The organism is Enterobacter sp. P82, from assembly GCF_037053385.1.
Lineage (GTDB): Bacteria > Pseudomonadota > Gammaproteobacteria > Enterobacterales > Enterobacteriaceae > Enterobacter.
Map to the genome: position 1 here is coordinate 1,253,249 of NZ_JBALHX010000001.1, position 23,893 is coordinate 1,277,141.

The 23,893-nt window shown below is 57.9% G+C and carries 6 protein-coding genes; 3 read left to right on the plus strand and 3 right to left on the minus strand.

From position 1 onward, the window contains the following. Positions 1-77: 77 nt before the first annotated feature. Positions 78-18,083: an Ig-like domain-containing protein gene (locus WB237_RS05860; protein ID WP_336211362.1), complete on the minus strand. Its 18,006-nt coding sequence runs from the start codon at positions 18,081-18,083 to the stop codon at positions 78-80. A gap of 120 nt (positions 18,084-18,203) precedes the next feature. Then, a complete protein-coding gene (locus WB237_RS05865) occupies positions 18,204-19,481 on the minus strand; it encodes a TolC family outer membrane protein (RefSeq protein WP_442892474.1) in 1,278 nt (425 codons plus the stop codon). A 797-nt stretch (positions 19,482-20,278) separates the two neighbouring features. Between WB237_RS05865 and WB237_RS05870 the strand changes: the two genes are divergently transcribed. Continuing rightward, positions 20,279-21,022 carry a DeoR/GlpR family DNA-binding transcription regulator gene (locus WB237_RS05870; RefSeq protein ID WP_114977299.1) on the plus strand — a complete coding sequence of 248 codons (744 nt, stop codon included), beginning with the start codon at positions 20,279-20,281 and terminating at the stop codon, positions 21,020-21,022. Between the two features lie 13 nt (positions 21,023-21,035). After that, positions 21,036-22,103, plus strand: coding sequence for an oxidoreductase (locus WB237_RS05875; protein WP_336211367.1), 1,068 nt, complete (start codon positions 21,036-21,038; stop codon positions 22,101-22,103). A 44-nt stretch (positions 22,104-22,147) separates the two neighbouring features. On the opposite strand, the gene cybB is transcribed toward WB237_RS05875, so the two are convergent. Then, the gene (gene cybB / locus WB237_RS05880; protein ID WP_114977301.1) at positions 22,148-22,678 is read right to left on the minus strand and encodes a cytochrome b561; all 531 of its coding nucleotides are present in this window, start codon (positions 22,676-22,678) and stop codon (positions 22,148-22,150) included. A gap of 188 nt (positions 22,679-22,866) precedes the next feature. Between cybB and gap the strand changes: the two genes are divergently transcribed. Then, positions 22,867-23,868: a type I glyceraldehyde-3-phosphate dehydrogenase gene (gene gap / locus WB237_RS05885; RefSeq protein ID WP_028017482.1), complete on the plus strand. Its 1,002-nt coding sequence runs from the start codon at positions 22,867-22,869 to the stop codon at positions 23,866-23,868. Positions 23,869-23,893 lie beyond the last annotated feature (25 nt).

Consider the following 23,893-nt stretch of genomic DNA (forward strand, 5'->3'; position numbering starts at 1 on the left):
CTTGTGAAATATAGGGTTATTACCATTCCTGTAAAGAAACGCAAAAAGCCGCGAGGATCGCTCCCCGCGGCGTTGTTTTACGCAATTAACAGTTGATGATTCGCCAGCAGCGTCGCCAGATCCGTCTGTACGCCGTTGAGTGTCACCAGGGTGGTTGGCGTGAACTGACCGCCGGTACCGTCCAGATCCACCTGAATTTCGGTATTGCTGCCGCTCTGCACCACGCGGATGTAATCGCTGATATTGCCCGCGCTGCTGTCCAGCGTGGCCACGCCGTTCACATAGCTCGCCGAGCCCGTGCCGGTGTAGCCGCTGCCGGAGAGCAGATCGCGCAGGTCAATACGATCCGTGTCCGCGGTCCCTTCCCACGTCCCTACCGTAAAGCCGTTTACCACATCGTGACCGTTACCGCCCGTGGCATCCGACGCGTTGATCAACTTATAGAGCAACGTATCGTGACCGCCGCTGCCGATGTTGAAGGTGTCGTTTCCGCCGCGTCCTTCGAACCGGTTATCACCGCTGTTGCCGGTGATAACGTCGTCGTAATCCGAGCCGTTAATCCCTTCAATATTGAGCAGTCGCGACGTACCGAACCCGGTGTCCTGGGCGGTTGAGAGGCGTAAGTCAACCGTAATCCCGGACGTTGCGTTGCGGTAATCCACCACGTCCATCCCGCCGGTATTGCTCCAGGTATCGTAGTCGGAATGGGTATTCCAGCCGCCAGAACCGTTCCAGGTATAGGTGCCATTCTCTGCGATAAAGGTGTCGTTATATCCGGTTCCGGTGATGGTCCCACTGTGGCCGCCGGTAGCGGCTTCGGCCGTCAGGACATAGCCCTCTTTGCCGTTGCCCGCTTCCAGGCCGCTCCAGGTGACGTTGTCCGACACGCCGTTGGTGATCTTCACAATCTCCGCCGAGTAGGTCTCATTCGGATCCAGCCCGTAGAAGCTCACCAGTGCAGAGGTATCGTTCGAACCGATACCGGACTGGGCGTTGATGATCTGCGATGCCACCAGCACGCCCGCGGCGTTATACAGATTGACCGTGTTGCCGTAGTAGGCGTTGATGCCCTCACTGTCGACAATGTGCAGGTGCATCGCGGTACCGTCGGCAATGGTTTTGCTGTTTTGTACCAGCACCACCTTGCCATTCTGCTGAGACACCAGCAGATCCTGTGCGCCGTCCCAGTTGTAGTCCACGGCCGCCACGCCGGTGACGTTCGCCAGTCCTGACGCCAACTGGCTTGAGGTCCAGGTGGAACCGTAACCGTTGTTGGTGAACAGAGTGGCTGTCTGTGAAGCGCCATAGGTACTGAGCTTGATGATGTCCATCTGCCCATCGCCGTTCCAGTCCACCGCCACTGACAGATAACCTGCCGTGGCGTTAGAGGCTTCCACCGCGCTCTTAGTCGTGGAGAGTTTCCCGGTGCCGTCGTTGTAGTAGATCACCCCTCCGTTGTTGTTGTAGCTGCTGCCCAGGTACAGATCCATGTAGCCATCGCCGTTGAAGTCCGCCCACGTCATGGATGCCGCCGTGGTGGTATTCGAGGCGTTAGTCACAAACACGTTGGTCAGGTTCTGACCGATGGAGAGCGTGCCGTTACCGTTGTTGTTGATCACGGTTAACGAGTTCGCGCCGCTGCGGTTGGTGTGCTGAACCACATCCACGGTGCCGTCATTGTTAATATCGACGCCGGAGATTTCACGCATGGTAGTGAATTGCCCCCAGAATCCCGCACCGCCGTAGGTACCATCAGGCGAGAGTACCCCATTGTTATTGATCAAATAGGTGATAGAGTCAGCTCCGGAGTCGCCGTACGCCAGATCAAGATAGCCATCGCCGGTTTTGTCGTACGCAATCACACCGCCGAACCAGATGGTGGTCCCCACCGCCAGCTGGCTGGCGTTATAGGTACTGCCATCGTAGGTCCACATCACCTGCGTTGAGCCTGAGTAGGTGTTCTCCGTCGCGAAAATATCCTGCGTGCCGTTACGGTCAAAGTCGGCGGCGGTCTGGCTCACCATGTAGTAATTACGGGTGTTGGTCAGCGTATTTCCGGCATAGCTCGAGCTATCGCTGCTGGAGTAAGACTGGCCGTTAGCAATGATATTCCACAGACCGCTGCTGTTCATGCCGAGGATCATGGTGGAGTTGTTGCTGTTCCCTGCCGTGGTTGCCCAGTCGGTATTCACCGAAGTGGTATCAATCACCAGGCTACCGGTCGCTGTACCCGTGGTATTGCCATTACCCGCGCTGCTCTTCACCTGCGCCGTCACGCTGTAGCTCGACACGCTCAGCGCATCGCCGTCCGGGATCTGCAGATACCAGGTGTTGTGATCCGGGTCGACCACTACCGCGCCGCCCGTCTGGGAGGTGTAGGTTTTGCCGTTCACCGTTACCACCAGGTATTCGCCGTTCACCAGATCGGCAGAGACGGTACCGCTGACAATCGGCGTGGTATCCGATGTGGTCTGCGCGGTAATCGCCGCCGTGGTGGTCGGGATGCTGGTATCAACGTTCAGCACAAAGCCGTCCGATTCCGTGTAGTTACCCGCTTTGTCGGTGACGCGCACAATGTAGGTGTGATTGCCGTCGCTCAGGCCGTTGTCCTGGAAGGACCAGCTGGCACTGCCGTTCATGGTCACCTGACCGAGCAGGACCCCGTCACGATAGAGCTGCACAATTTCACCGTCGTCCGGAGCGCGGTTAAGCGTCCCGTTGATCAGCGGCGAGTTATCGTCTGTTGCCACCGCGCTGCCAAAGGTGCCCTGACGCTCGCCTTCACCATCGGTATAGCTCACTACCGTGCCTACCGTGGTTGGCGGCGTGGTGTCCACCGTCACCACCTGAGAGGCGGTGGAACCCACGTTGCCCGCCTGGTCAATAATCCGCACCTGGTAGGTATAGTCCCCATCAGGCAGAACGCGGGTATCCGTGTAGCTCCAGCGCTGGTTGGTGACCGTGGTATCGAGCCAGGTGTTTCCACCGTCCAGACTGATCTGCACGCGCTCGTCGTTTGCCAGCGCACTGCCCAGCGAACCGTTGATGGTCAGCGTGGTGTCCATGGTGATGAAGTCACTGCCGGACTGGCCAGTATCTTCGCTGATGCTGTCAACTGTGATGCCGTACTGCGGCGCCTGGGTATCCACCGTTACCGCCTGCGAGGTGGTTGCCCCAACGTTCCCCGCCTGGTCGACGACCCGCACCTGATAGTTATGGCTACCGTCGGTCAGGGTACGGGTGTCGCTGTAGCTCCACTGCGTACCGCTTACGGTGGCGTACACCCAGGTGCTGCCGCCGTCCATGCTCACCTGCACGAATTCACCCGCGCCAGGCTCTGCGCCGAGCGTTCCGTGCAGCGTGTACGAGGTCGAACTGGTCAGGAAGTCGTTATTGTCGAAGCCGGTATCCACGGTGATGTTATCCACGGTCACCGTAATGGCCGCATCCGGGGCGACCGTATCGACAGTCACCTGCTGATGGGCGCTGGCCCCCACGTTACCGGCGGCATCTACCACGCGGACATAGTAGTCATAGGTCTGGTTACCCAGCGTGCGGCCGTCCACGTAGTACCAGCTGTTGCCGGTGACAATCACGTTCTGCCAGGTCACACCGCCGTCGATGCTGATCTGGGCATACTCGCCGTCCGCAAGCGTCGCGCCGAGCGAGCCGTGCAGCGTCAGGGACGTGTCGCGAGTGATAAAGTCGCTGCTGCTCAGGCCGGTATCGTCGCTGATGCTGTCGATGGCGATCGTTTTACTGGCGTCCGGTGCCACCGTATCAATGGTCACCACCTGGCTGGCGGTGGCGCTGATATTGCCCGCGTCGTCAATCACGCGCAGCTGGTAGTTGTAATCCCCGTCGGCCAGGGTACGCCCATCCACATAGGTCCAGCTCAGGCCGCTGATGCTCACATCTGTCCAGGTAACGCCACCGTCGAGGCTGATCTGCGCGTGGTCGCCAGCGCCCAGCGCCGCGCCAAGCGTCCCTTTCAGGCTGATCTGGTTGTCGCTGGTGATAAAGTCGCTGCCGGACAGACCGGTATCCTGAGTGATGGAATCCACGGTAATGGTCGTTGCCGCAGGCTTCGTCAGATCAATCACCACGTCCTGGCTGTCCGTTGCCCCCACGTTACCCGCGTTATCGATCACGCGAACCTGGTACTGATACGTTCCGTCCGTCAGGCTGCGGCCATCGGTGTAGCGCCAGGTGGTACCCGTCACCGTCAGGTCAATCCAGGTTAACCCGCCGTCAAGGCTGATCTGCGCCTTCTCGTTATTGCCGAGCTGCGCGGTCAGCGAGCCATTCACCACCACCTGATTATCGTTAGTGATGAAATCACTCGCGCTCAGGCCAGTGTCATTTTGCAGCGAATCAATGCTGATGCCCATCGACGGCGCGGTGAGATCCACGGTAACGCTGTGGTTTTCGCTGGCGCTGTTGCCGATGGCGTTGCTCACCTGCGCGTTAATCACGTACGAACCGCCGTCTGCCAGCGCGGTCACGTCTGCACTGCCGACCGTATAGCTCCAGCTGCCATCCGCCTGCACGGTCGCCGCATAGGTTTTACCATTCAGCGTGATGGTCACCGTCTGGCCCGCCGGGGCGTCGGTGGTGCCGCTGACAACCAGCGGCGTGCCGTGCTCGGCGGCGTTGACGATATCGTCCTGCGCAAAGGTGTTAATGGTGATGGTTGGGACATCGCCGTTCAGCGTCACGTCGTGCGTGGCGCTTCCCGGGTTACCCGCCTTATCGTTCACCGAGGCGGTAATCGTGTAATCCCCGTCGCTCAGACCGAGGAAATCACGTCCCGGCACGAAGACCGACCACGAACCATCTGCCCCGACGGTCGCCTGATAGCTATGTCCGTTGAAGGAGACGGTCACCGTCTGCCCCTGTTCCGCTGTGGTTGTGCCACGGATGGTCTGGCCCGCCAGCTGCTCTGCGTTGTTGACGATATCGTCATCGGCCACGGTGCTGATGGTCACGGTTGGCGCGACGGTATCGACCGTTAACGTGTGCGTGGTCTGGCCGTTGTTACCGGCTTTGTCATTGACCGATGCGGTCAAGGTCAGAGCGCCCTGGCTCAACGCAGCCAGATCGGCTGCCGGCACGTCGAGCGTCCAGGTGCCATCGTTAGCTACGGTTGCAGTGTAGGTTTTCCCGCCGAGCGTCACGGTGACGGTCTGACCCGCCTCTGCACTGGACGAACCATGCACCGTCAGCGGCTGCTGCGCTTCTGCCGCGTTCAGCATGTCATCGCCCGACAGCGTCGCAATACTCACGACTGGCGCCGTGGTATCTACGCTGATGCTGTGCGTCGCCGACGCGCTGTTGCCCGCGCTGTCCTGCGCCGACACAGACACCTGGTAGCTCGCGCCATCGGCCAGCGCGCCCACGTCGGCGGCAGGTACGGTGGTCGTCCAGCTGCCGTCGCTCTGGATGGTGGCCGTATAGCTCTTGCCGTTCAGGGTCACGGTGACCTGGGTCCCGCTGGCGAACTGGGCGCTGGAACCGTTAATCACCAGTGACGAACCGGCTTCAGACGCATTGATCACATCATCCCCGCTGAGGGTGTTAACCGTCAGTGCCACAGACGCGGTGTTGACCACCACATCGTGTGTCTGGGTGCTGCTGTTGCCCGCGCTGTCGGTAATGGTCGCACTAAGGGTCACGGTGCCGTCGGTGAGCGCGGAAATCACGCTTGCCGGAACGCCCACGCTCCAGTTACCGCTGGCGTCAACGGTAGTGGTGTACTGATTCGAACCGATGGTAATGACCAGCTTATCGCCAACGCTCGCACCGGTTGCCGTGCCGCTAACAATCTGTGCCTGTCCGTGCTCCACGCTGTTAATGACGTTATCGCCCGCGACAACGTTAAAGCTGACGGTTGGCGGCGTGGTATCAAGCGTAATCGCTTTGCCCGCGCTGCCCGGGTTACCGGCAGCATCGTTCACGCTGACCTGCACGGTGTAGCCGTTATCCGTCAGAGCTGACAGATCGGTACCCGGCACGTTCACGCTCCAGATGCCGCCCTGCAGTACCTGCGTGGTGTAGCTTTTACCGCCCAGCGTCACGCTGACCGTCTGCCCGACTTCCGCCGTGGTGGTACCGGAGAGGGTCACACCTGCGGACGCTTCGCTGGCGTTAATCACGTTATCGCCTGCGACCGTATCAATAGTCACGGTTGGCGCGGTGGCGTCCACGCTGTACTCACGACCCGCAGACGCGCTGTTGCCGTTCACATTGGTCACGCTCACCTGCACGCTGGCATCGCCGTCTTTCAGGCCCGCCAGCTCCGCAGAAGGCACGGTTGCGGTCCAGTTACCGTCGGCATCCACCTTCGCGGTGTAAGTCTTGCCGCCGAAGGTGATGGTAACGGTCTGGTTTTCCTCCACGTTCGAGGTGCTGCCGGACAGCACCAGATCCGCGCCTTTCTCCGCCGCGTTAATCACGTCGTCGGTGGCAATTGCATCAATACTGATAGCCACCGCCGCCAGGTCGACGGTCACGTCATGACTGATCGTTACCGGGTTGCCCGCCGCGCTCTGACCTGCAACGGTCACGGTTACCGTGCCTGCTGTCAGCGCCCCGACGTCTGCCGCCGGGATCGCCGCGCTCCAGGAGCCGTCCGCCAGCACCGATGCCGCATAGGTTTTACCATTAACAGTTACCGTCAGCGTGGTACCTGCTGCCAGCCCGTCGCTGGAGCCGGTGACGATCAGGTTCTGTCCGTGTTCGATGCTATTGATCACGTCGTCGCCCGCCACGGTATCCACACGCAGACCCGGCAGGTTGGCGTCTATAACGATTTCGCGCTCGCCTGTGCCGGTGTTGCCGTGGCCGTTGGTGACGGAAGCTAACGCAGTCAAATCGCCGTTGCCCAGCGCGGTCAGAACGTCGGACGGCACGTTAACGGACCAGGTGAGATCGCTCTGCACGGTTGTCGTGTACGTGTTGCCGCCAATGGATACGGTGACGGTATTGCCTGCTTCCGCGTTCGCTACCTTGCCGCTAATGGTCTGCCCCGCAGCCACTTCTGCCGCGTTGATGACGTTATCACCCGCAATGGTGTTGAGGCTAACGGTCGGCAACGCGGTGTCGACCAGCAGGTTCGCGGTGTTGCTGACGCTGTTGCCCACGGCGTTGGTCGCTACCGCGCTCAGGGTGTAGTTGGCTTCGCCCAGCGCGGCAAGATCCGCCGCCGGAACCGTGAGGCTCCAGCTGCCATCCGCCGCCGTGGTGGCGGTGTAGTTTTTACCGTTGAGGGTCACGGAAACTACAGTACCTTCTGTCAGGTTGGCGCTGGTTCCATTGACGTTCAGATCCTGACCTTTTTCCACCGCGTTCAGCACGTTATCGTCGCTGATGGCGTTGAAGTTGACCGATGGCAGACCGGTATCGACGGTCACGTTATGCGTGCCGGTGCCGGTATTGCCCGCCGCGTCGGTGACTGACGCAGTAACGGTTACGGTGCCGTCGCTGAGGCCGGAAATCACATTCGCCGGTACGCCCACGCTCCAGTTACCCGCCGCATCCAGCACAGTGGTGTAAGTCTGTCCGCCAATCGTGACGGTGACCTTATCACCCGCTGCCGCACCGGTGGCGGAGCCGCTGATGATCTGCGCCTGAGCGTGCTCAGTGATGTTAATCACGTCGTCGCCCGCCACGGTATTGATGGTCACCGCTGGCACGGTCACGTCCACCGTCAGCGTGTGATCAACCGACGCCGGGTTACCCGCCTTATCGCTGACGCTCGCCGTCACCGTGACGCTGCCGTCGCCGAGCGCGGCCAGATCCGCCGCCGGAACACTCAGCGTCCAGTCGCCATCCGCGCCCACGATTGTGGTGTACTCTTTACCGTTCAAACTCACGTTCACCGTCTGACCCGCTTCAGCGGTGCTGGTGCCGGACACGGTCAGGTTAGCCTGCGCTTCGGTGGCATTCAGGATGTCGCCAGCCGCAAGCGTATTGATGGTCACGGACGGCGCGGTAGCATCCACGCTGTACTCGCGGCCCGCCGAGGCGCTGTTGCCGTTCACATTGGTGACGCTCACCTGCACGCTGGCATCGCCATCCTTAAGGTGTGCCAGATCCGCAGATGGTACGGAGTAGGTCCAGTTACCGCTGTCGTCCACGGTGGTGGTATAGATTTTGCCGTTCAGGCTCAGGATCACGGTCTGCCCGGCTTCCACGTTGGTGGTTGCACCTGACAGCACCAGATCCGCGCCCTTCTCCGCCGCGTTAATCACATCATCGGTGGCGATGGCATTGATGCTGATGGCAACGGTCGCCAGATCCACCGTCACATCGTGACTGATGGTAATCGGGTTGCCCGCTGAGCTGTCGCCGGTAACGCTGATTTTGACGGTGCCTTCCGACCACGCGCTCACGTCGGAGGACGGGATCGCCGCACTCCAGGTGCCGTCCGCCAGCACCATGGCCGCATAGTCTTTACCGTTGACGGTGACGGTCAGCGCCGTACCTGCCGCCAGCCCGTCGCTGGAGCCAGTGACGATCAGGTTTTGCGTATGTTCAATACTGTTGATGACATCGTCACCCGCCACGGTATCCACGCGCAGACCCGGCAGGTTAGCGTCGATGGTGATACCGCGCTCGCCGGTTCCGGTGTTGCCATGACCGTTGGTGACGGTCGCCGTTACGTTCAGGCTACCGTTGCCCAGCGAGGTCAGCACGTCAGACGGCACGTTCACGGACCAGGTCAGATCGTTCTGCACCGTTGCGGTGTAGCTGTTGCCGCCAATAGTAACGGTGACAGTATTGCCCGCTTCGGCATTTGCCACCGAACCGCTCAGGGTTTGACCTGCAGCCACTTCCGCCGCGTTGATGACGTTATCACCCGCCACGGTATTGATGGTGACGGTCGGCAGCGCGGTGTCCACCAGCAGGTTCGCGGTGTTGCTCACGCTGTTGCCCACGCCGTTGGTGGCGGTCGCATTCAGGGTGTAATTGGCCTGGCCCAGACCAGTGAGATCCGCCGCCGGTACCGTCAGGCTCCAGGTGCCGTCTGCCGCCGTGGTGGCCGTGTAGTTTTTACCGTTCAGGGTCACGGTCACCACGGTGCCTTCCGCGAGGTTGGCGCTGGTGCCGCTGACGCTCAGATCCTGACCTTTTTCCACCGCGTTCAGCACGTTATCGTCGCTGATGGCATTGAAGTTAACCGACGGCAGGCCGGTATCGACGGTCACGTTATGGGTGCCGCTGCCCGTGTTCCCCGCTGCGTCGGTAACTGACGCAGTGACCGTAACGGTGCCGTCGCTGAGGCCGGAAATTACATTCGCCGGTACACCAACGCTCCAGTTACCCGCCGCATCCAGCACGGTGGTGTAAGTCTGCCCGCCAATCGTGACGGTCACCTTATCACCTGCTGCCGCGCCGGTGGCGGAGCCGCTGATGATTTGCGCCTGCGCGTGTTCAGCCACGTTAATCACGTCGTCGCCAGCGATAGTGTTGATGGTCACTGCAGGCACGGTGACGTCCACCGTCAGGTTGTGATCAACCGATGCCGGGTTACCCGCTTTGTCGCTTACCGATGCGGTGACGGTCACACTGCCGTCCTTCAGCGCCGCAACATCCGCCGCCGGGACGTTCAGCGTCCAGCCGCCGTCAGCGCCCACGGTTGTGGTGTAGTCTTTGCCGTTCAGTGACACCGTTATCGTCTGACCTGCTTCGGCGGTGCTGGTGCCGGACACGGTCAGGTCAGCCTGAGCCTCTGTCGCATTCAGAATGTCGTCAGCCGCAAGCGTATTGATAGTCACGGAGGGCGCGGTGGTATCCACGCTGTACTCGCGACCCGCCGATGCACTATTGCCGTTCACGTTGGTCACGCTCACCTGCACGCTGGCATCGCCGTCTTTCAGGTTGGTCAGATCGGCGGCGGGCACCGTGGTGGTCCATTTGCCGTCAGCGCCAACGGTCGCGTTGTAGCTCTTGCCGCCGAAGGTGATGGTGACGGTCTGGTTTTCCTCCACGTTCGTAGTCGCACCGGAGAGCACCAGATCCGCGCCCTTTTCAGCCGCATAGATCACATCGTCTGAGGCAATGGCGTCAATGCTGATGGCGACGTTTGCCAGGTCCACCGTCACATCGTGGCTAATGGAGACCGGGTTACCGGCGCTGCTCTGGCCTGCAACGGTCACCGTGACCGTGCCTGCAGCCAGTGCCCCCACGTCTGCCGCCGGGATCGCCGCGCTCCAGGAGCCGTCAGCCAGCACGATAGCCGGGTAGGTTTTGCCATTAACGGTCACGATCAACGCCGCGCCAGTCGCCAACCCGTCGCTGGTGCCGGTGATAATCAGATTCTGCCCGTGTTCGATGCTGTTGATCACGTCGTCACCCGCTACGGTATCCACGCGCAGGCCTGGCAGGTTAGCGTCGATAGCAATATCGCGCTCGCCCGTTCCGCTATTACCCACGCCGTTTGTGACGCTAGCGGTCACAGTCAGATCGCCGTTACCCAGCGCGGTCAGAACGTCGGACGGCAGGTTAACGGACCAGGTCAGGTCGCTCTGCACCGTTGCGGTGTAGCTGTTACCGCCAATCGTCACGGTCACGGTGTTGCCCGCTTCGGCATTCACCACTTTGCCGCTGATGGTCTGGCCGGCTGCCAGCTCAGCAGCGTTGATCACGTCGTCGCCCGCAACGGTGTTGATAATCACGCCCGGCAATACGGACTCCACGTTCACGGTGTGCGACGTACTGGTGCTGTTGCCGACGCTATCCGTTGCCGATGCGGTAACGGTGTAAAGCGCCTCGCCAAGTTGCCCCACCTCGTTAGCCGGAACGGTCGTGGTCCATTTTCCGTTGCTATCAACCGTAGCGCTGTAAACTTTGCCGTTGAGCATCACGGTCACGGCCGCGCCTGCAGCCAGCCCGGACGCCGTACCGGAAAGGATCAGATCCTGCGTTTTCTCGGTGCTATTGATCACATCGTCACCGGAAACGGTGTCAATGGTCAGCGCCGGTGCGGTCAGGTTGACTTCCACGCTGTGCGTGGCGCTGTTGCTGTTGCCCGCTTTATCCGTCAGCGCCGCGGTGATGGTGTAATCCCCGGCGGCCAGAGCCGTAACATCTGCTGCCGGCACGCCCACACTCCAGTTGCCAGCGGCGTCGATCGTGGCGGTGTAAGATTTGTTATTGATGGTGACGGTGACCACATCGCCCGCCGCCGCGCCGGTCACAGAGCCGGTAACAATCAATGCCTGCGCATGCTCGGCGCTGTTGATCACGTCATCGTCAGAAACGGTATTAATGGTCAGCTGTGGTACGGTTGTATCAACCAGCACATCGCGATCCGCTGAGGCCGGGTTACCCGCTTTATCAGACACGGCGGCGCTGACGGTATAGTTGCCGTCGGCAATCGCCCCCAGATCCGCAGACGGTACGGTCACACTCCAGCTGCCGTTTGCCTGCACGGTGGTGGTGTAATTCGCGCCGTTCAGCGTGACGGTAACGGTCTGGCCCGCTTCGGCGTTGGTCACACCGTTAATCACAAGATCCTGCTGCGCTTCGGCCGCATTGATGATGTTGTTATCGCTGATAATTTCGATAGACACCGTCGGTGCGGTTGCATCCACGCTGTACTCGCGGCCCGCCGACGCGCTGTTACCGTTCACATTGGTGACGCTTACCTGCACGCTGGCGTCGCCGTCTTTCAGGCTGCCCAAATCGGCAGACGGTACGGTCGCCGTCCAGTTGCCGTCCGCATCCACCGTCGCGGTGTAAGACTTACCGCCAAATGAGATGGTGACGGTCTGGTTTTCTTCCACGTTAGTGGTGCTGCCGGACAGCACCAGGTCCGCGCCTTTCTCCGCCGCGTTAATCACGTCGTCTGTGGCAATCGGGTCAATGCTGATGGCGACTGCCGCCAGATCCACCTTCACGTCATGGCTGATAGAAACCGGGTTACCCGCTGCGCTCTGGGCTTCAACGGTCACAGTGAGCGTGCCAGCATTCAGCGCGCTGACGTCTGCCGCCGGAATGGCCGCCGCCCAGGTGCCGTCAGCGAGCACCGTCGCCGCGTAGGTTTTGCCGTTGACGGTCACGGTTAACACCGCACCCGTTGCCAGGCCCTCGCTGGAGCCGGTGATAATCAGGTTCTGAGCGTGCTCGATGCTGTTGATCACATCGTCGCCGGCTACGGTATCAACGCGCAGGCCCGGCAGGTTGGCATCAATGGTGATGTCGCGCTCGACTGTTCCGGTGTTGCCGTGGCCGTTGGTGACGCTGGCTGACACGGTCAGCTCGCCGTTACCGATGGCGGTTAAGACCGTAGACGGCACGTTGACCGACCAGCTCAGATCGTCCTGAACCGTCGCCGTATACGTATTTCCGCCGATGCTAATAGTGACAGTGTCACCGCTCGCTGCGCCGCTCACTTTGCCGCTCAGGGTCTGCCCGGCAGCCACTTCCGCTGCATTAATAACATCGTCCGTAGCAACAGGGTTAATGGTGACCTGCGGCAACGCGCTGTCGACCAGTACGCTGTGGCTGGTGCTCGCGCTGTTGCCTGCGGCGTCAGTTACACTCGCCGCCACGACGTAGCTTGCTTCTCCCAGCGCAGAGACGTTTGCCGCCGGAACGGTGATGCTCCAGTTACCGCTGGCGTCAGTAATGGCGCTGTAATTGATACCGTTCAGCGTCACCGTAATGGTGGTTCCGTCCGGCTGGTTGCTGGTACCGGAAAGAAGCAGATCTTCACCTTTCTCTGCCGCATTGATCACATCGTCACCCGCCAGGGTATTGATGGCGATAACCGGTGCGGTCAGGGAGACGTCAAAATCATGCGTGGCAGTGGTGCTGTTGCCCGCTTTATCGGTGAGGGTCGCCGATATTGTCTGGTCGCCGTTAGCCAGCACGCTCACGTCCGCCGCCGGAACACCCACGCTCCAGCTTCCGGACGCATCCAGCATCGCGGTGTAGTCTTTACCGTTCAGGGTCACGGTAATCACGTCGCCCGCCTGTGCCCCCGTAACCTTACCGGAAACAATCAGCGCCTGGCCGTGCTCGGCAATATTCACGATGTCGTCGCCCGCGACGATATTGAAGGTAATCTGCGGTACGGTGGTGTCAACCAGCACAGAAGCACCCGCACTGGCCGGGTTGCCTGCTTTATCGGACACCGTCGCCGTGACCGCCGCATTGCCGTCGGTGATGCCTGCCATGTCCACCGCCGGGACGTCCAGCGTCCAGCTACCGTCGGCCTGCACCTGCGCAGCGTACTGATTGCCGTTGAAGGTCACGGTCACCGTCTGGCCTGCTTCGGCAGTAGACGTGCCGCTCAGGGTCAGATCCTGAGCCGCCTCGGCCGCGTTCAGCATATTGTCCTGGCTGATGGTGTTGATGGTCACCGTCGGCGCGGTGGTATCGACGCTGAATTCCTGCGCCGAAGACGCCGCGTTACCGTTCGCATTGGTGACGTTGACCTGCACGCTGGCGTCACCGTCTTTCAGGCCGCTCAAATCGGCTGCCGGTACGGTGTACGTCCAGTCCCCGTTGGCATCCACCGTGGTGGTATACGTTTTACCCGCGAAGGTGATGGTTACGGTCTGACCCGCTTCAACGTTGGATGAGGTGCCGGACAGCACCAGATCCTGGCCTTTTTCCGCCGTGTTGAGCACGTTGTCATCGGTCACGCTGTTGATGGTGATAGCCACAGGTGCGAGATCGACATCCACGACAGTCCCGATAGCGACCGGATTACCGGAGGTATCCTGTGCGCTTGCTGTGATCTTCAGCGAACCGTCCGCCCATTGAGATACATCCGCCGCCGGTACCGCCGCCTGCCAGGAACCGTCCGCCAGCACGGTTGCAGAATAAGTGTTGCCGTTAATGGTTACGGTGACGATGCTGCCCGCGGCCAGATCGGTGCTGGTGCCGGACACAATCAGGTTCTGAGCGTGCTCGATCACGTTAATCACGTCGTCACCCGCCACGGTATCAATCCGCAGTCCCGGGAGCTGGGCGTCGATGGTGAAGTCGAGAGAAGAAGAGCCGGTATTACCGTGCGCGTTGGTGACGCTGGCGGATACGGTGAGGTCGCCGTTGCCGAGCGCGGTCAGCTGGCTCTCGCTTAACGGCAGGCTCCAGGTCAGATCGTCCTGCACGGTAGCGGTGTATGTCTGGCCGCCCAGGATAATAGTGACAGTGTCACCTGACGCCGCGTTCGTTACCTTACCGGTCAGGGTTTGCCCTGCCGCCACTTCCGCTGCGTTAACGATGTTGTCGCCCGCCAGCGTATCGATCGTGACAGCCGGCAGCGAGCTGTCCACCAGCACGTCGTGTGAGGTTGACGCGCTGTTACCCACACTGTCGGTGACGTCCGCCGTCACGGTGTAATGGGCTTCACCCAGCGCGCTCACCGCGGAAGCCGGCACGGTGACGCTCCAGTTTCCGCTGGCGTCAGTAGTGGCTGTGTAGTGAATGCCGTTCAGGGTCACCGTAACGGTGGTGCCTTCCGGCTGGTTGCTGGTGCCGGAGAGCAGCAGATCTTCGCCTTTCTCTGTAGCATTGATCACATCGTCCGCCGCCAGCGTGTTGATGCCGATGACAGGCGTCACGGTATTCACCACCACATCCAGTGAATGGCTTCCGGTATTACCGGACTGGTCGGTCACGGAGACGTTAATCGTCCAGGTACCGTCAGCCAGACCTTGCACCACTGACGCAGGCAGTCCCAGGCTCCAGTGACCTGCCGCATCGACCACGGTGGTGTAATCCACGTTATTAATGGAGATGGTTACCCTGTCGCCCGCAGCCGCACCGGTGACGGAGCCGCTCAGGATCTGCGCCTGTGAATGGGCGATTTGGTTAACGGTGTTGGTATCGGTGACAAAGTCGTTAATCGTCACCTGCGGCACGGTCGCGTCCACCAGCCCAATGCGATCGGCACTGCTGGTGTTCCCCGCCACATCACTCACGGTTGCCGTCACGGTCACAATGCCATCTGCCAGCGCGCCGACGTCAGCCGCGGGTACACTCAACTGCCAGGTACCGTCCGTCTGAACCGTGGTCTGATAGGTTTTACCGTTCATCGTCACAGTGACCACCTGGCCTGCTTCAGCATTGCTGCTGCCGCTTAACACTAAATCCTGCTGCGCTTCTGCCGCATTGATGATGTTGTCGGTGGTCAGATTATCGATCGTTATTGTCGGCAGCTGAGTATCTACGGTGACCACGCGCGACGCCTCGGCACTGTTACCGTTGACGTTAGTGACGCTGACGCTCACCTGCGCGCGACCGTCGATCAGGGTTTCCATGGCGCTGGCGGATACGGCCAGGCTCCAGGAGCCATCCTGCTGCACCTGCGCGGTAAAGGTCTGGTCAGCGAATTTCACCACCACGGTCTGCCCCGCTTCCACGCCCTGTGTCTGGCCGGAAAGGGTTAAATCACTGCCTTTTTCTGCCGCATTCAGCAGGTCATCGCCGGAGACGGTATCAATGGTGACCGCCACTGCGTTCAGATCGAGTTCGATCGGGTGTTCAGCCGCAACGGTGTTGCCCCAGGTATCTTCAGCGCTGACGCTGACCGTCATACCTCCCGCCGTCCAGGCCTGAAGGTCCGCCGCGGGTACGCCGATCTGCCAGTTGCCGCTGGCGTTAACCGCGGTGACATACTCGACGTTGTTAATGGTGACGACAATCTGCGTCCCCGCTGCCAGATGAGTACTGGAGCCGGTGACGCTCAGATCCTGCTGCTGCTCGATGGCGTTGATCACATCATCGCCGGAAATGGTGTTCACGCGCAGGCCCGGCAGCTCCGCGTTGATGTTGATATCACGCTCGCCGGTGCCGATATTGCCGTGCCCATTGGTCACCGATGCGCTGAAGGTTAAATCACCGTCGCCGAACGCCTGAAGATCCACTGACGGGATTTTCACCCTCCAGGTCAGGTCGCTGCCAACCGTTGCGGTATAGCTCTTTCCGCCTGCGGTAATGGAGACGGTATCGCCCGCCGCCGCGCCGGTGACGCGACCGCTGAGGGTTTGATCGACGCCCGCTTCGGTGTTATTGACCAGGTTGTCGCCCGCAAACGTATTGATAATGACCTGTGGAAGGACAGTATCCACCAGCAGATTCGCTTCTGCAGAACCGCTGTTACCTGCGCTGTCGGTACCGCTGACGCTGACGGTATAAAGCGTGTTCGCCAGATTCAGCACGTCGGAAACCGGTACCTGCACAGCCCAGGTGCCGTTTTCGACGGTCGCCTGATAGTTAACGTTGTTCAGCGTCACCGTGATAGCGCTGCCGTTCGGCAAATTGCTGGTACCGGTCAGGCTCAGCGGCTGCATCGCCTCCTGAGCATTCAGAACATTGTCCTGACTGATGGCGTCAATCGTAAATTCTGGCGGGTGTCCATTCAGCGTAATGCCGTGCGTGGCACTGCCGGTGTTGCCTGCCGCGTCAGTCACGGAAACCGAAAGTGTGTGGTTGCCTTCACCCAGTGCGCCCAACACGGACGCAGGAACGCCGACGCTCCAGCTGCCATCCGCCAGCACCACGGTGGTGAAAGTCTGGCCGCCAAGGGTCACGGTGACCACATCGCCCGCAGTTGCACCGTTCGCCAGGCCGGAAATCATCTGCGCCTGGCCCTGCTCGCTGGTATTGAGAATATCGTCGCCCGCCACGGTATTGATGGTGACAACCGGTGCGGTGATATCAACCGTGAAATCTGCGGTAACAGACGAGCCGTTGCCCGCTTTATCGCTGACGTTCACCGTCAGGGTGTGATTACCCTCGCTGAGCGCCTGTACGTCGTTCGCCGCCAGCGTGACGGTCCAGGTACCGTCACCCGCCACGGTGGCGTTGTAGTTTTTACCGTTCAGCGTCACGGTGACTATCTGACCGGCTTCCGCATTGGTTTTACCGGTCAGCGTCAGCGGCTGGTTGTGCTCAGCTGCATTGATGATGTTGTCCTGCGCGAGGGTATCAACAGACAGCGTTGGCGCGGTGGTATCGACGCCAATCGTCTGGCTTCCGCTCACGGTGTTCCCCGCCGCGTCCTTACCGCTCACGTTGACCGTCCAGGTGCCGTCGCCCAACGCCTGCGCGTCAGCTGCAGGCACGTTAACGAGCCATGCGCCGTCTGCGCCCACTTCAGCCGTGTAGGTTTTGCCGTTCAGCGTTACGGTGAGTTCAGTACCCTGCGCCAGGTTTTTGCTGGCACCGGAAAGCGTAAAGCCCTCGGATTGCTCGCTGGCGTTAAGCACGTTATCGCCCGCCGTGGTGGCCAGCGTAATAGAGGCATCGGCGGTAGAAACCGTCACGGTAATACTGCCCGCAGCGGTGGTTTTACTGCCGTCGATCTGCACGACCGACCAGGTATGCTCCCCGTCGGTCTGGGTTGGTAATTTTACCGTCCAGGTACCGTCTTTAGCGACCATTGCACTGGCGATGGTACTGCCGCTGCTGTCTTTGATCTGGATGGTTGCGCCCGGTTGGCCGGTACCACTAAAGGTTGGGGTGTTATCGTCCGTGACCTCTTTTGCACTCAGCACCCCCTGCTTGTCACCCGCTTTATCTGTCAGCAAAAAGGTGGGCGTTGCGCTTTCAACCTCTTTGGTATTATCAACAACCCTTGTTTTGGTTTCGCCGTCTCCCCCGTGAGCCAGCAGTGCCCCGATGGCACCACCGCCTAACGCAGCGCCCGCAATCCAGCCCCACGGCGCGTCGCTCAAAACGCTTCCCTGCTCGAGGAAAGGCTCAACGCTGCTAATCGGTGTGGCCTGCGCGGTTAATTCAGTTACTGCAACGCCTGACGCATCCCCGGCATCGGCAAAAGAAATATGAGTGAGTTCCTGACGATCGTTGAACACCAGCTCTGACTGATTATGCGTTTCAGGATCTTCAACAAAATAGTTATTGCAACGAATAACGCTGCCATCTTTCATATAAATGAGGAGGTCATTACCCTGGCGGACATAACGCACTACATCCTGAGCAGAGCCCTGAATTTCAATCACGCTTGGCGATGAAATAGAGACCGACAGATTTCCTTCGCCAGTTAATTTCGTTTTCTCCGCCGTTTTGCGAATGATGACATCAACAACCTTTATGTTACTCATTTTCTTCTCCTTGCAGGTGTACGGATTCCTGTGGATATGTCCACCAGATGGATGTAGCTATCCCTGGGAAAAATCACCCATTATTTTCAGACTTATTTCTCGCAACGATATGCGTATTTTTTAACTCAAATCGGGTAGTTTTGCGGCGACGTTTTTCTCTACTCCAATAAGCGGCATTAAATTATCAACCGCGGCAGCATAATTAATTGCCGAACTCCAGCCATCATACTCAGCGATTATTTTCGCTGAAGTGGCCTGCCAGACATCCTGTTCAACGCTGAGCAGATCGTTAATGCTCCGCTTGCTCAGGGTGTATTCATTTTTATAAACATCACGGGCGCGCAGTGCATTTTCCAGCTGTTGTTTCCCGGCTTCCATTCTTCCCCGTGCGCCAGTCCAGTCCGCCTGCGCTACGGAAGCTTTTTGCAGGACATCGAAACGCGCCTGATCGACCTGAGAGGAGGCCATGGCTCGTGCCCCTTCAGCCTGCCGAACGCGTGCGGAAACCGCGCCCCCCTGATACAGTGGGGCATCAATGTTGAGCTGTATCTGGTCGTCCCAGTAAGAACGGTTGTCTGATTCATAACGGGTACGCCCCCCTTTCAGACTTAGCGTCGGCCAGTGCTGGGACTTCGCCGTTTCCACGCCATACTGAGCTGACCGTTCCATGTTCTGCGCGGCCATCACCGCCGGTATCAGCGAATAATCGATGCGATTGAGCGAGTCCGGCTCCACGGCAAGATTCGCAGGCACCGGCGAATAGGCCTCAGCCTGCATTCCGGTTAAAACCGCTAGCCTGGCGCGTGCGCTGCTCAGAGCGGCCTGATACTGAGCCACCGTCGCCTGCATGCCGGCAATACGCGTGCGGGTCTGGAGCTCATCGGACGTGGAACTCACACCTGCTTCAGCGCGCAGTTTTGCCAGTTGTTCGACGTTCTTGAGCGCCTGTACATTCTCTTTTGCCGCCTGCAAAAGATCGGAATAGCGTTTGACCTCTACATAGCTCAGCGCCGTTTTTTCCGCCACATCCGAAAGCGTGCCCATCAGCTGATAGCGGTAGCTATCACGCTGGGCGGAAGACTGACTGATGCTGTTATTGGTTTTGCCAAAATCGTACAGCAGCTGCGTCAGGCTCAGCCCCCAGGCGGCTGAATTCTTCAGTGACCCGCTGGAATCGGTGGTCTGGCTGTGCCCCGTACTCCCGTTTAACGATATTTGTGGCATCCAACCGCTGCGCGCTTCATCTATTTGTGCCTCACCGATACCTAATTGCGCGGCCTGCTGACTAATTGACGGATCGCGATCGATAGCAAAAAGAATGCTTTCTTTTAATGTTGTTGTGGAAACCGGGGCAATCCCCACCTGTCCACTATTGGCACAAGCGGTATTTAAAGCCATTGAAAATAGTGCCATCGCGGCTGCATATCGAAGTAACTTAGATTTTCTCAATACCGTCATTTTATCTCCCTGACTCTGAGCGACACTCAAACAAATACCCAAAAAGAGGTATAGATAATTAGACAAATATCTTATTTGGCTTCCTCTCTGAATTTTAGGTAATACCTCCCATACCCATTTCCATTGGAGATGAGATCTGTCTGCAACTTATTTCAATTAAGAATTTACTTATTTCTTAAACTGGTTAGCAGCATAACAAAATGCGGTATAGGCAACTACACCCACAATGTTAATGTGGTGTTACAAGTAAGAAAAAACATGGGGTTTCTGGACAAAACCTCGAAAATGGACTTTCAAATGAAACATATAAACCCCCTGTTATTTAAGGAAAATTCCTAATTCGCACTATGTACATTTTTGCGTTAATTTCTTCGCGGGTCAGACACAAAGATTTTCAAAGAAGTGTCAATTTAAGTAGTGATAGCCTTCATGGCGGCATAATAGATTATTAATAAACTATTTTAAGTGATTTTATTTTTATAAATTTATATTTTGCAAAATATTACACCGCACAAACACACTGAGATAGTTACATAATCCAAATCATTAAATAAAACATAACAATAACAATGTGGTTAACATTTAAAACCGTTTACTTATAACCACTTAATAAAATTTTAATAATCACCCACCTGAACCATTACCCCATTGGCGCACCTTTATGACAACATTGTGCTTCTCTCTGCGGTGAAATGCTGTATTATGCGACCTATTGCAGTATTTTGCAGGATTACCTCATGCACAAAACCGCTCGTCAACGATATGTACTTGATATTATTAGTGAGCAAGGCCAGGCCAGTATCACCGAACTGGCAGAAAAGCTTCAGGTTTCAGCAGACACCATCCGGCGTGATCTGACTGACCTTGAAAACCAGGGCCTGGCGCAGAAGAATCATGGCGGGGCTATTGCACTTAATCTTTCCGCCATGAATCGTCAGGGCCGTAATACGTTGCTGCCTGAAGCCAAACAGCGTCTTGGGAAGCAGGTCGCGCAGGCAGTTCCACCGGGCTCCACCCTGTTTCTGGATGCCGGAAGCACGGTGATGGCTGTTGCCACCTTTCTTCAGGGGCCGCTCACCGTTATCACCACCTCGCTGGATATCGCCCAGCATTTTAGCGACCGGGAAAATATTGACCTTATCCTGCTCGGTGGGAAATGGGACCAAAAGCAACGCCTGTTTGCCGGAAGCGCCACCCTGTCGCTACTGTCCCGTTATCGTGCGGATATCGCGATTCTCGGGGCGTGCGCGATTCATGCCGAACTCGGTCTGAGTGCCAGTACAGAAGCGGATGCGGAGGTCAAGCGCGCGATGCTTGCCGCCAGCCATGCACACTGGATCGTCGCCGACCACCTGAAAGTCAATCGCTGCGAACCGTATCTGGTTTCCGGGTTATCCAACATCCAACAACTGTTTATAGATCGTCCCTGGCCTGAGCTTGGGGACCATAGCGCATTGCAGGTCACGGTTTGCGCGAATTAATGTGGAGAAGTTCATGAGTAAAGTGAAAACAATCAACATTGCACTGATCGGGTATGGATTTGTCGGCAAAACCTTCCATGCTCCGCTGATCCAGTCTGTCAATGGACTTAAGCTGGCGGTCGTCTCTTCTCGTGATGAAGAAAAAGTAAAACGCGATCTTCCGGATGTTCAGGTGGTTGCAACACCGGAAGAGGCCATTCAGCATCCGGATGTCGATCTGGTCGTTATTGCCTCTCCCAATGCAACACATGCCCCACTGGCGACCCTGGCCCTGAACTCAGGGAAACATGTGGTCGTGGATAAGCCCTTCACGCTCGATATGCAGGAAGCCCGGGATCTGATCGCTCTGGCGGATGAAAAGCAGCTTCTGCTCTCTGTGTTCCACAACCGCCGCTGGGACAGCGATTTCCTCGGCATTAAGCAGATAATTGAGCAAGGCACGCTTGGCAAAATTAAACATCTGGAGTCGCATATTGACCGCTTCCGTCCTGAAGTGCGCGTACGCTGGCGCGAGCAGAATGTACCCGGGAGCGGTCTGTGGTTTGACCTGGGTCCTCACCTGATCGACCAGACGCTGCAACTCTTTGGTCTGCCGCAGTCAGTACAGGGGAATATCGCGACACTGCGCGACGGTGCTGAGGTTAATGACTGGGCACACGTGGTCTTAAATTATCCGGAACATAAGGTCATTCTGCATGCCAGTATGCTGGTTGCCGGCGGAACTGCACGCTTTACGGTCCACGGGGACAAGGGCAGCGTGGTAAAAGCCAGAATCGATCAGCAGGAAGCGCAGCTGCTCGCAGGGGTGATTCCCGGCAGTGAAACCTGGGGTGAAGACAGCGACAGTATGGTGTTCTTTGGCGCAGACAGTGCTCAGCAGACTATTGCGACCCCGAAAGGCGATCAGCGCCAGTATTACATCAATGTACGCGATGCGATTCTTGGGGAAATCACCAATCCTGTTCATCCTGTCGAGGCATTAGCGGTAATGGCTGTACTGGAAGCCGCGGTGAAATCGTCTGAAACCGGATCAACGCAGGCGCTGGCGTTAACTACTGAAGAGCGTGCTCAGCTGCGCTAAAAAAAAGCCGGGTGGTGCTGCGCTTACCCGGCCTGTTTTCGCATTTATTGACGCTTTTTCGGCATCATGCGCAGAAGGGTATTATCTTTCCAGAAATAGTGGTGCATCAGTGCCGCCAGTGCGTGCAGGCCAATCATAAAATAGCCCAGATTTGCCAGCGTCTCGTGCCACTCTTTCAGCACGTCTACCAAGTCAAAATTGGATTCCGCCGCATGCGGCATCACCATGCCAAAAGCAAACCAGTCGCTGCCCCGGTTGTACATCATCACAATACCAATCAGCGGTAACGCAATGAAGAGCATGTACACCACCAGGTGCCCCAGATGAGACATCCCCGTCACCATCGCTTTTGGCTTCGGTTGAATCGGTGGCGCGCGGAATTTGAGACGAACCAGCAGACGCGTCACCATCAGCACCAGAATGGTGATACCGCATGATACGTGGATCATATTGATCAATGGCCGAGCGGTACGCGGGAAGAAACCTTTAAACTCCATCGCGCAATAAGCCACGATGATCAACAGAAACACCAGCCAGTGAATAGCGATTTGCAGGCTTGTATATTTAGTGCGCATGGGATTTCCTGAAAAAAACAGATATCGCGTCAACATAATCCCCTTTCCTTAAAAATTCATTAATTTTTCTGTATGGTTTTTCAAATACTTCCTCACGCATGAAGCATCTTCAATTGCCGCCCTGCCCGTCATGGTCTAAGCCTGGATGAGTTCAAACTGTCGTATCGACACGTTCACAGGAGAACACTATGAGTAAAATTGGCATTAACGGATTTGGACGCATTGGACGCCTTGTACTGCGCCGCCTTCTTGAAACCCAGGATAGCAACACCGTCGTCGCCATCAACGACCTCACCTCTCCCAAAGTATTGGCCTATCTGCTCAGGCATGATTCCAACTACGGTGGTTTCCCGTGGAGCGTGGATTTCACTGAAGATGCGCTGATTGTTGACGGTAAAACCATTGCGGTATACGCCGAAAAAGAGGCGAAGCATATTCCGTGGAAAGCCGCAGGTGTGGATATCGTTGTGGAGTGCACCGGCTTTTACACCTCCGAAGAAAAATCACGAGCGCATCTGGATGCGGGCGCGAAGAAAGTGCTTATTTCTGCCCCTGCCGGAGAGATGAAAACCATCGTTTATAACGTGAATGACGACACCATTGACGCCAGTGATACCATCATTTCCGTCGCTTCCTGCACCACCAACTGCCTCGCCCCACTGGCAAAAGCGCTGCATGATGCCTTTGAAATCAAAGTCGGTACCATGACAACTATTCACGCCTATACCGGTACCCAGGCGCTGGTAGATGGGCCTCGCGGAAAAGATCTTCGTGCCTCACGCGCGGCGGCAGAAAATATCATTCCGCATACCACCGGTGCGGCGAAAGCCATCGGCCTGGTCATCCCCGCGTTGAGTGGCAAACTGAAAGGCCACGCGCAGCGCGTGCCGGTTAAAACCGGCTCCGTCACCGAACTGGTCGCCATTCTGGGTAAAAAGGTCACGGTTGAGGAGATCAATACCGCGTTGAAAAAGGCGACACAGGGAAATAAATCGTTTGGTTATACCGATGAAGAGATTGTGTCGTCAGATGTGATCGGTTCGCACTTTGGTTCGGTATTTGATGCCACGCAAACTGAGGTAACGGAAGCGGGCGATCTGCAACTGGTGAAAGCCGTCGCCTGGTATGACAACGAATATGGTTTTGTGACGCAGCTGGTGCGTACGCTGGATAAGTACGCCGCACTGTAATGCCTTCCCCCTCTTTGCGGAGGGG

Coding starts and splice junctions, on each gene's coding strand:
- gap (WP_028017482.1), top strand. CDS start 22,867: ATGAGTAAAATTGGCATTAACGGATTTGGACGCATTGGACGCCTTGTA.
- WB237_RS05870 (WP_114977299.1), top strand. CDS start 20,279: ATGCACAAAACCGCTCGTCAACGATATGTACTTGATATTATTAGTGAG.
- WB237_RS05865 (WP_442892474.1), bottom strand. CDS start 19,481: ATGGCTTTAAATACCGCTTGTGCCAATAGTGGACAGGTGGGGATTGCC.
- WB237_RS05875 (WP_336211367.1), top strand. CDS start 21,036: ATGAGTAAAGTGAAAACAATCAACATTGCACTGATCGGGTATGGATTT.
- cybB (WP_114977301.1), bottom strand. CDS start 22,678: ATGCGCACTAAATATACAAGCCTGCAAATCGCTATTCACTGGCTGGTG.
- WB237_RS05860 (WP_336211362.1), bottom strand. CDS start 18,083: ATGAGTAACATAAAGGTTGTTGATGTCATCATTCGCAAAACGGCGGAG.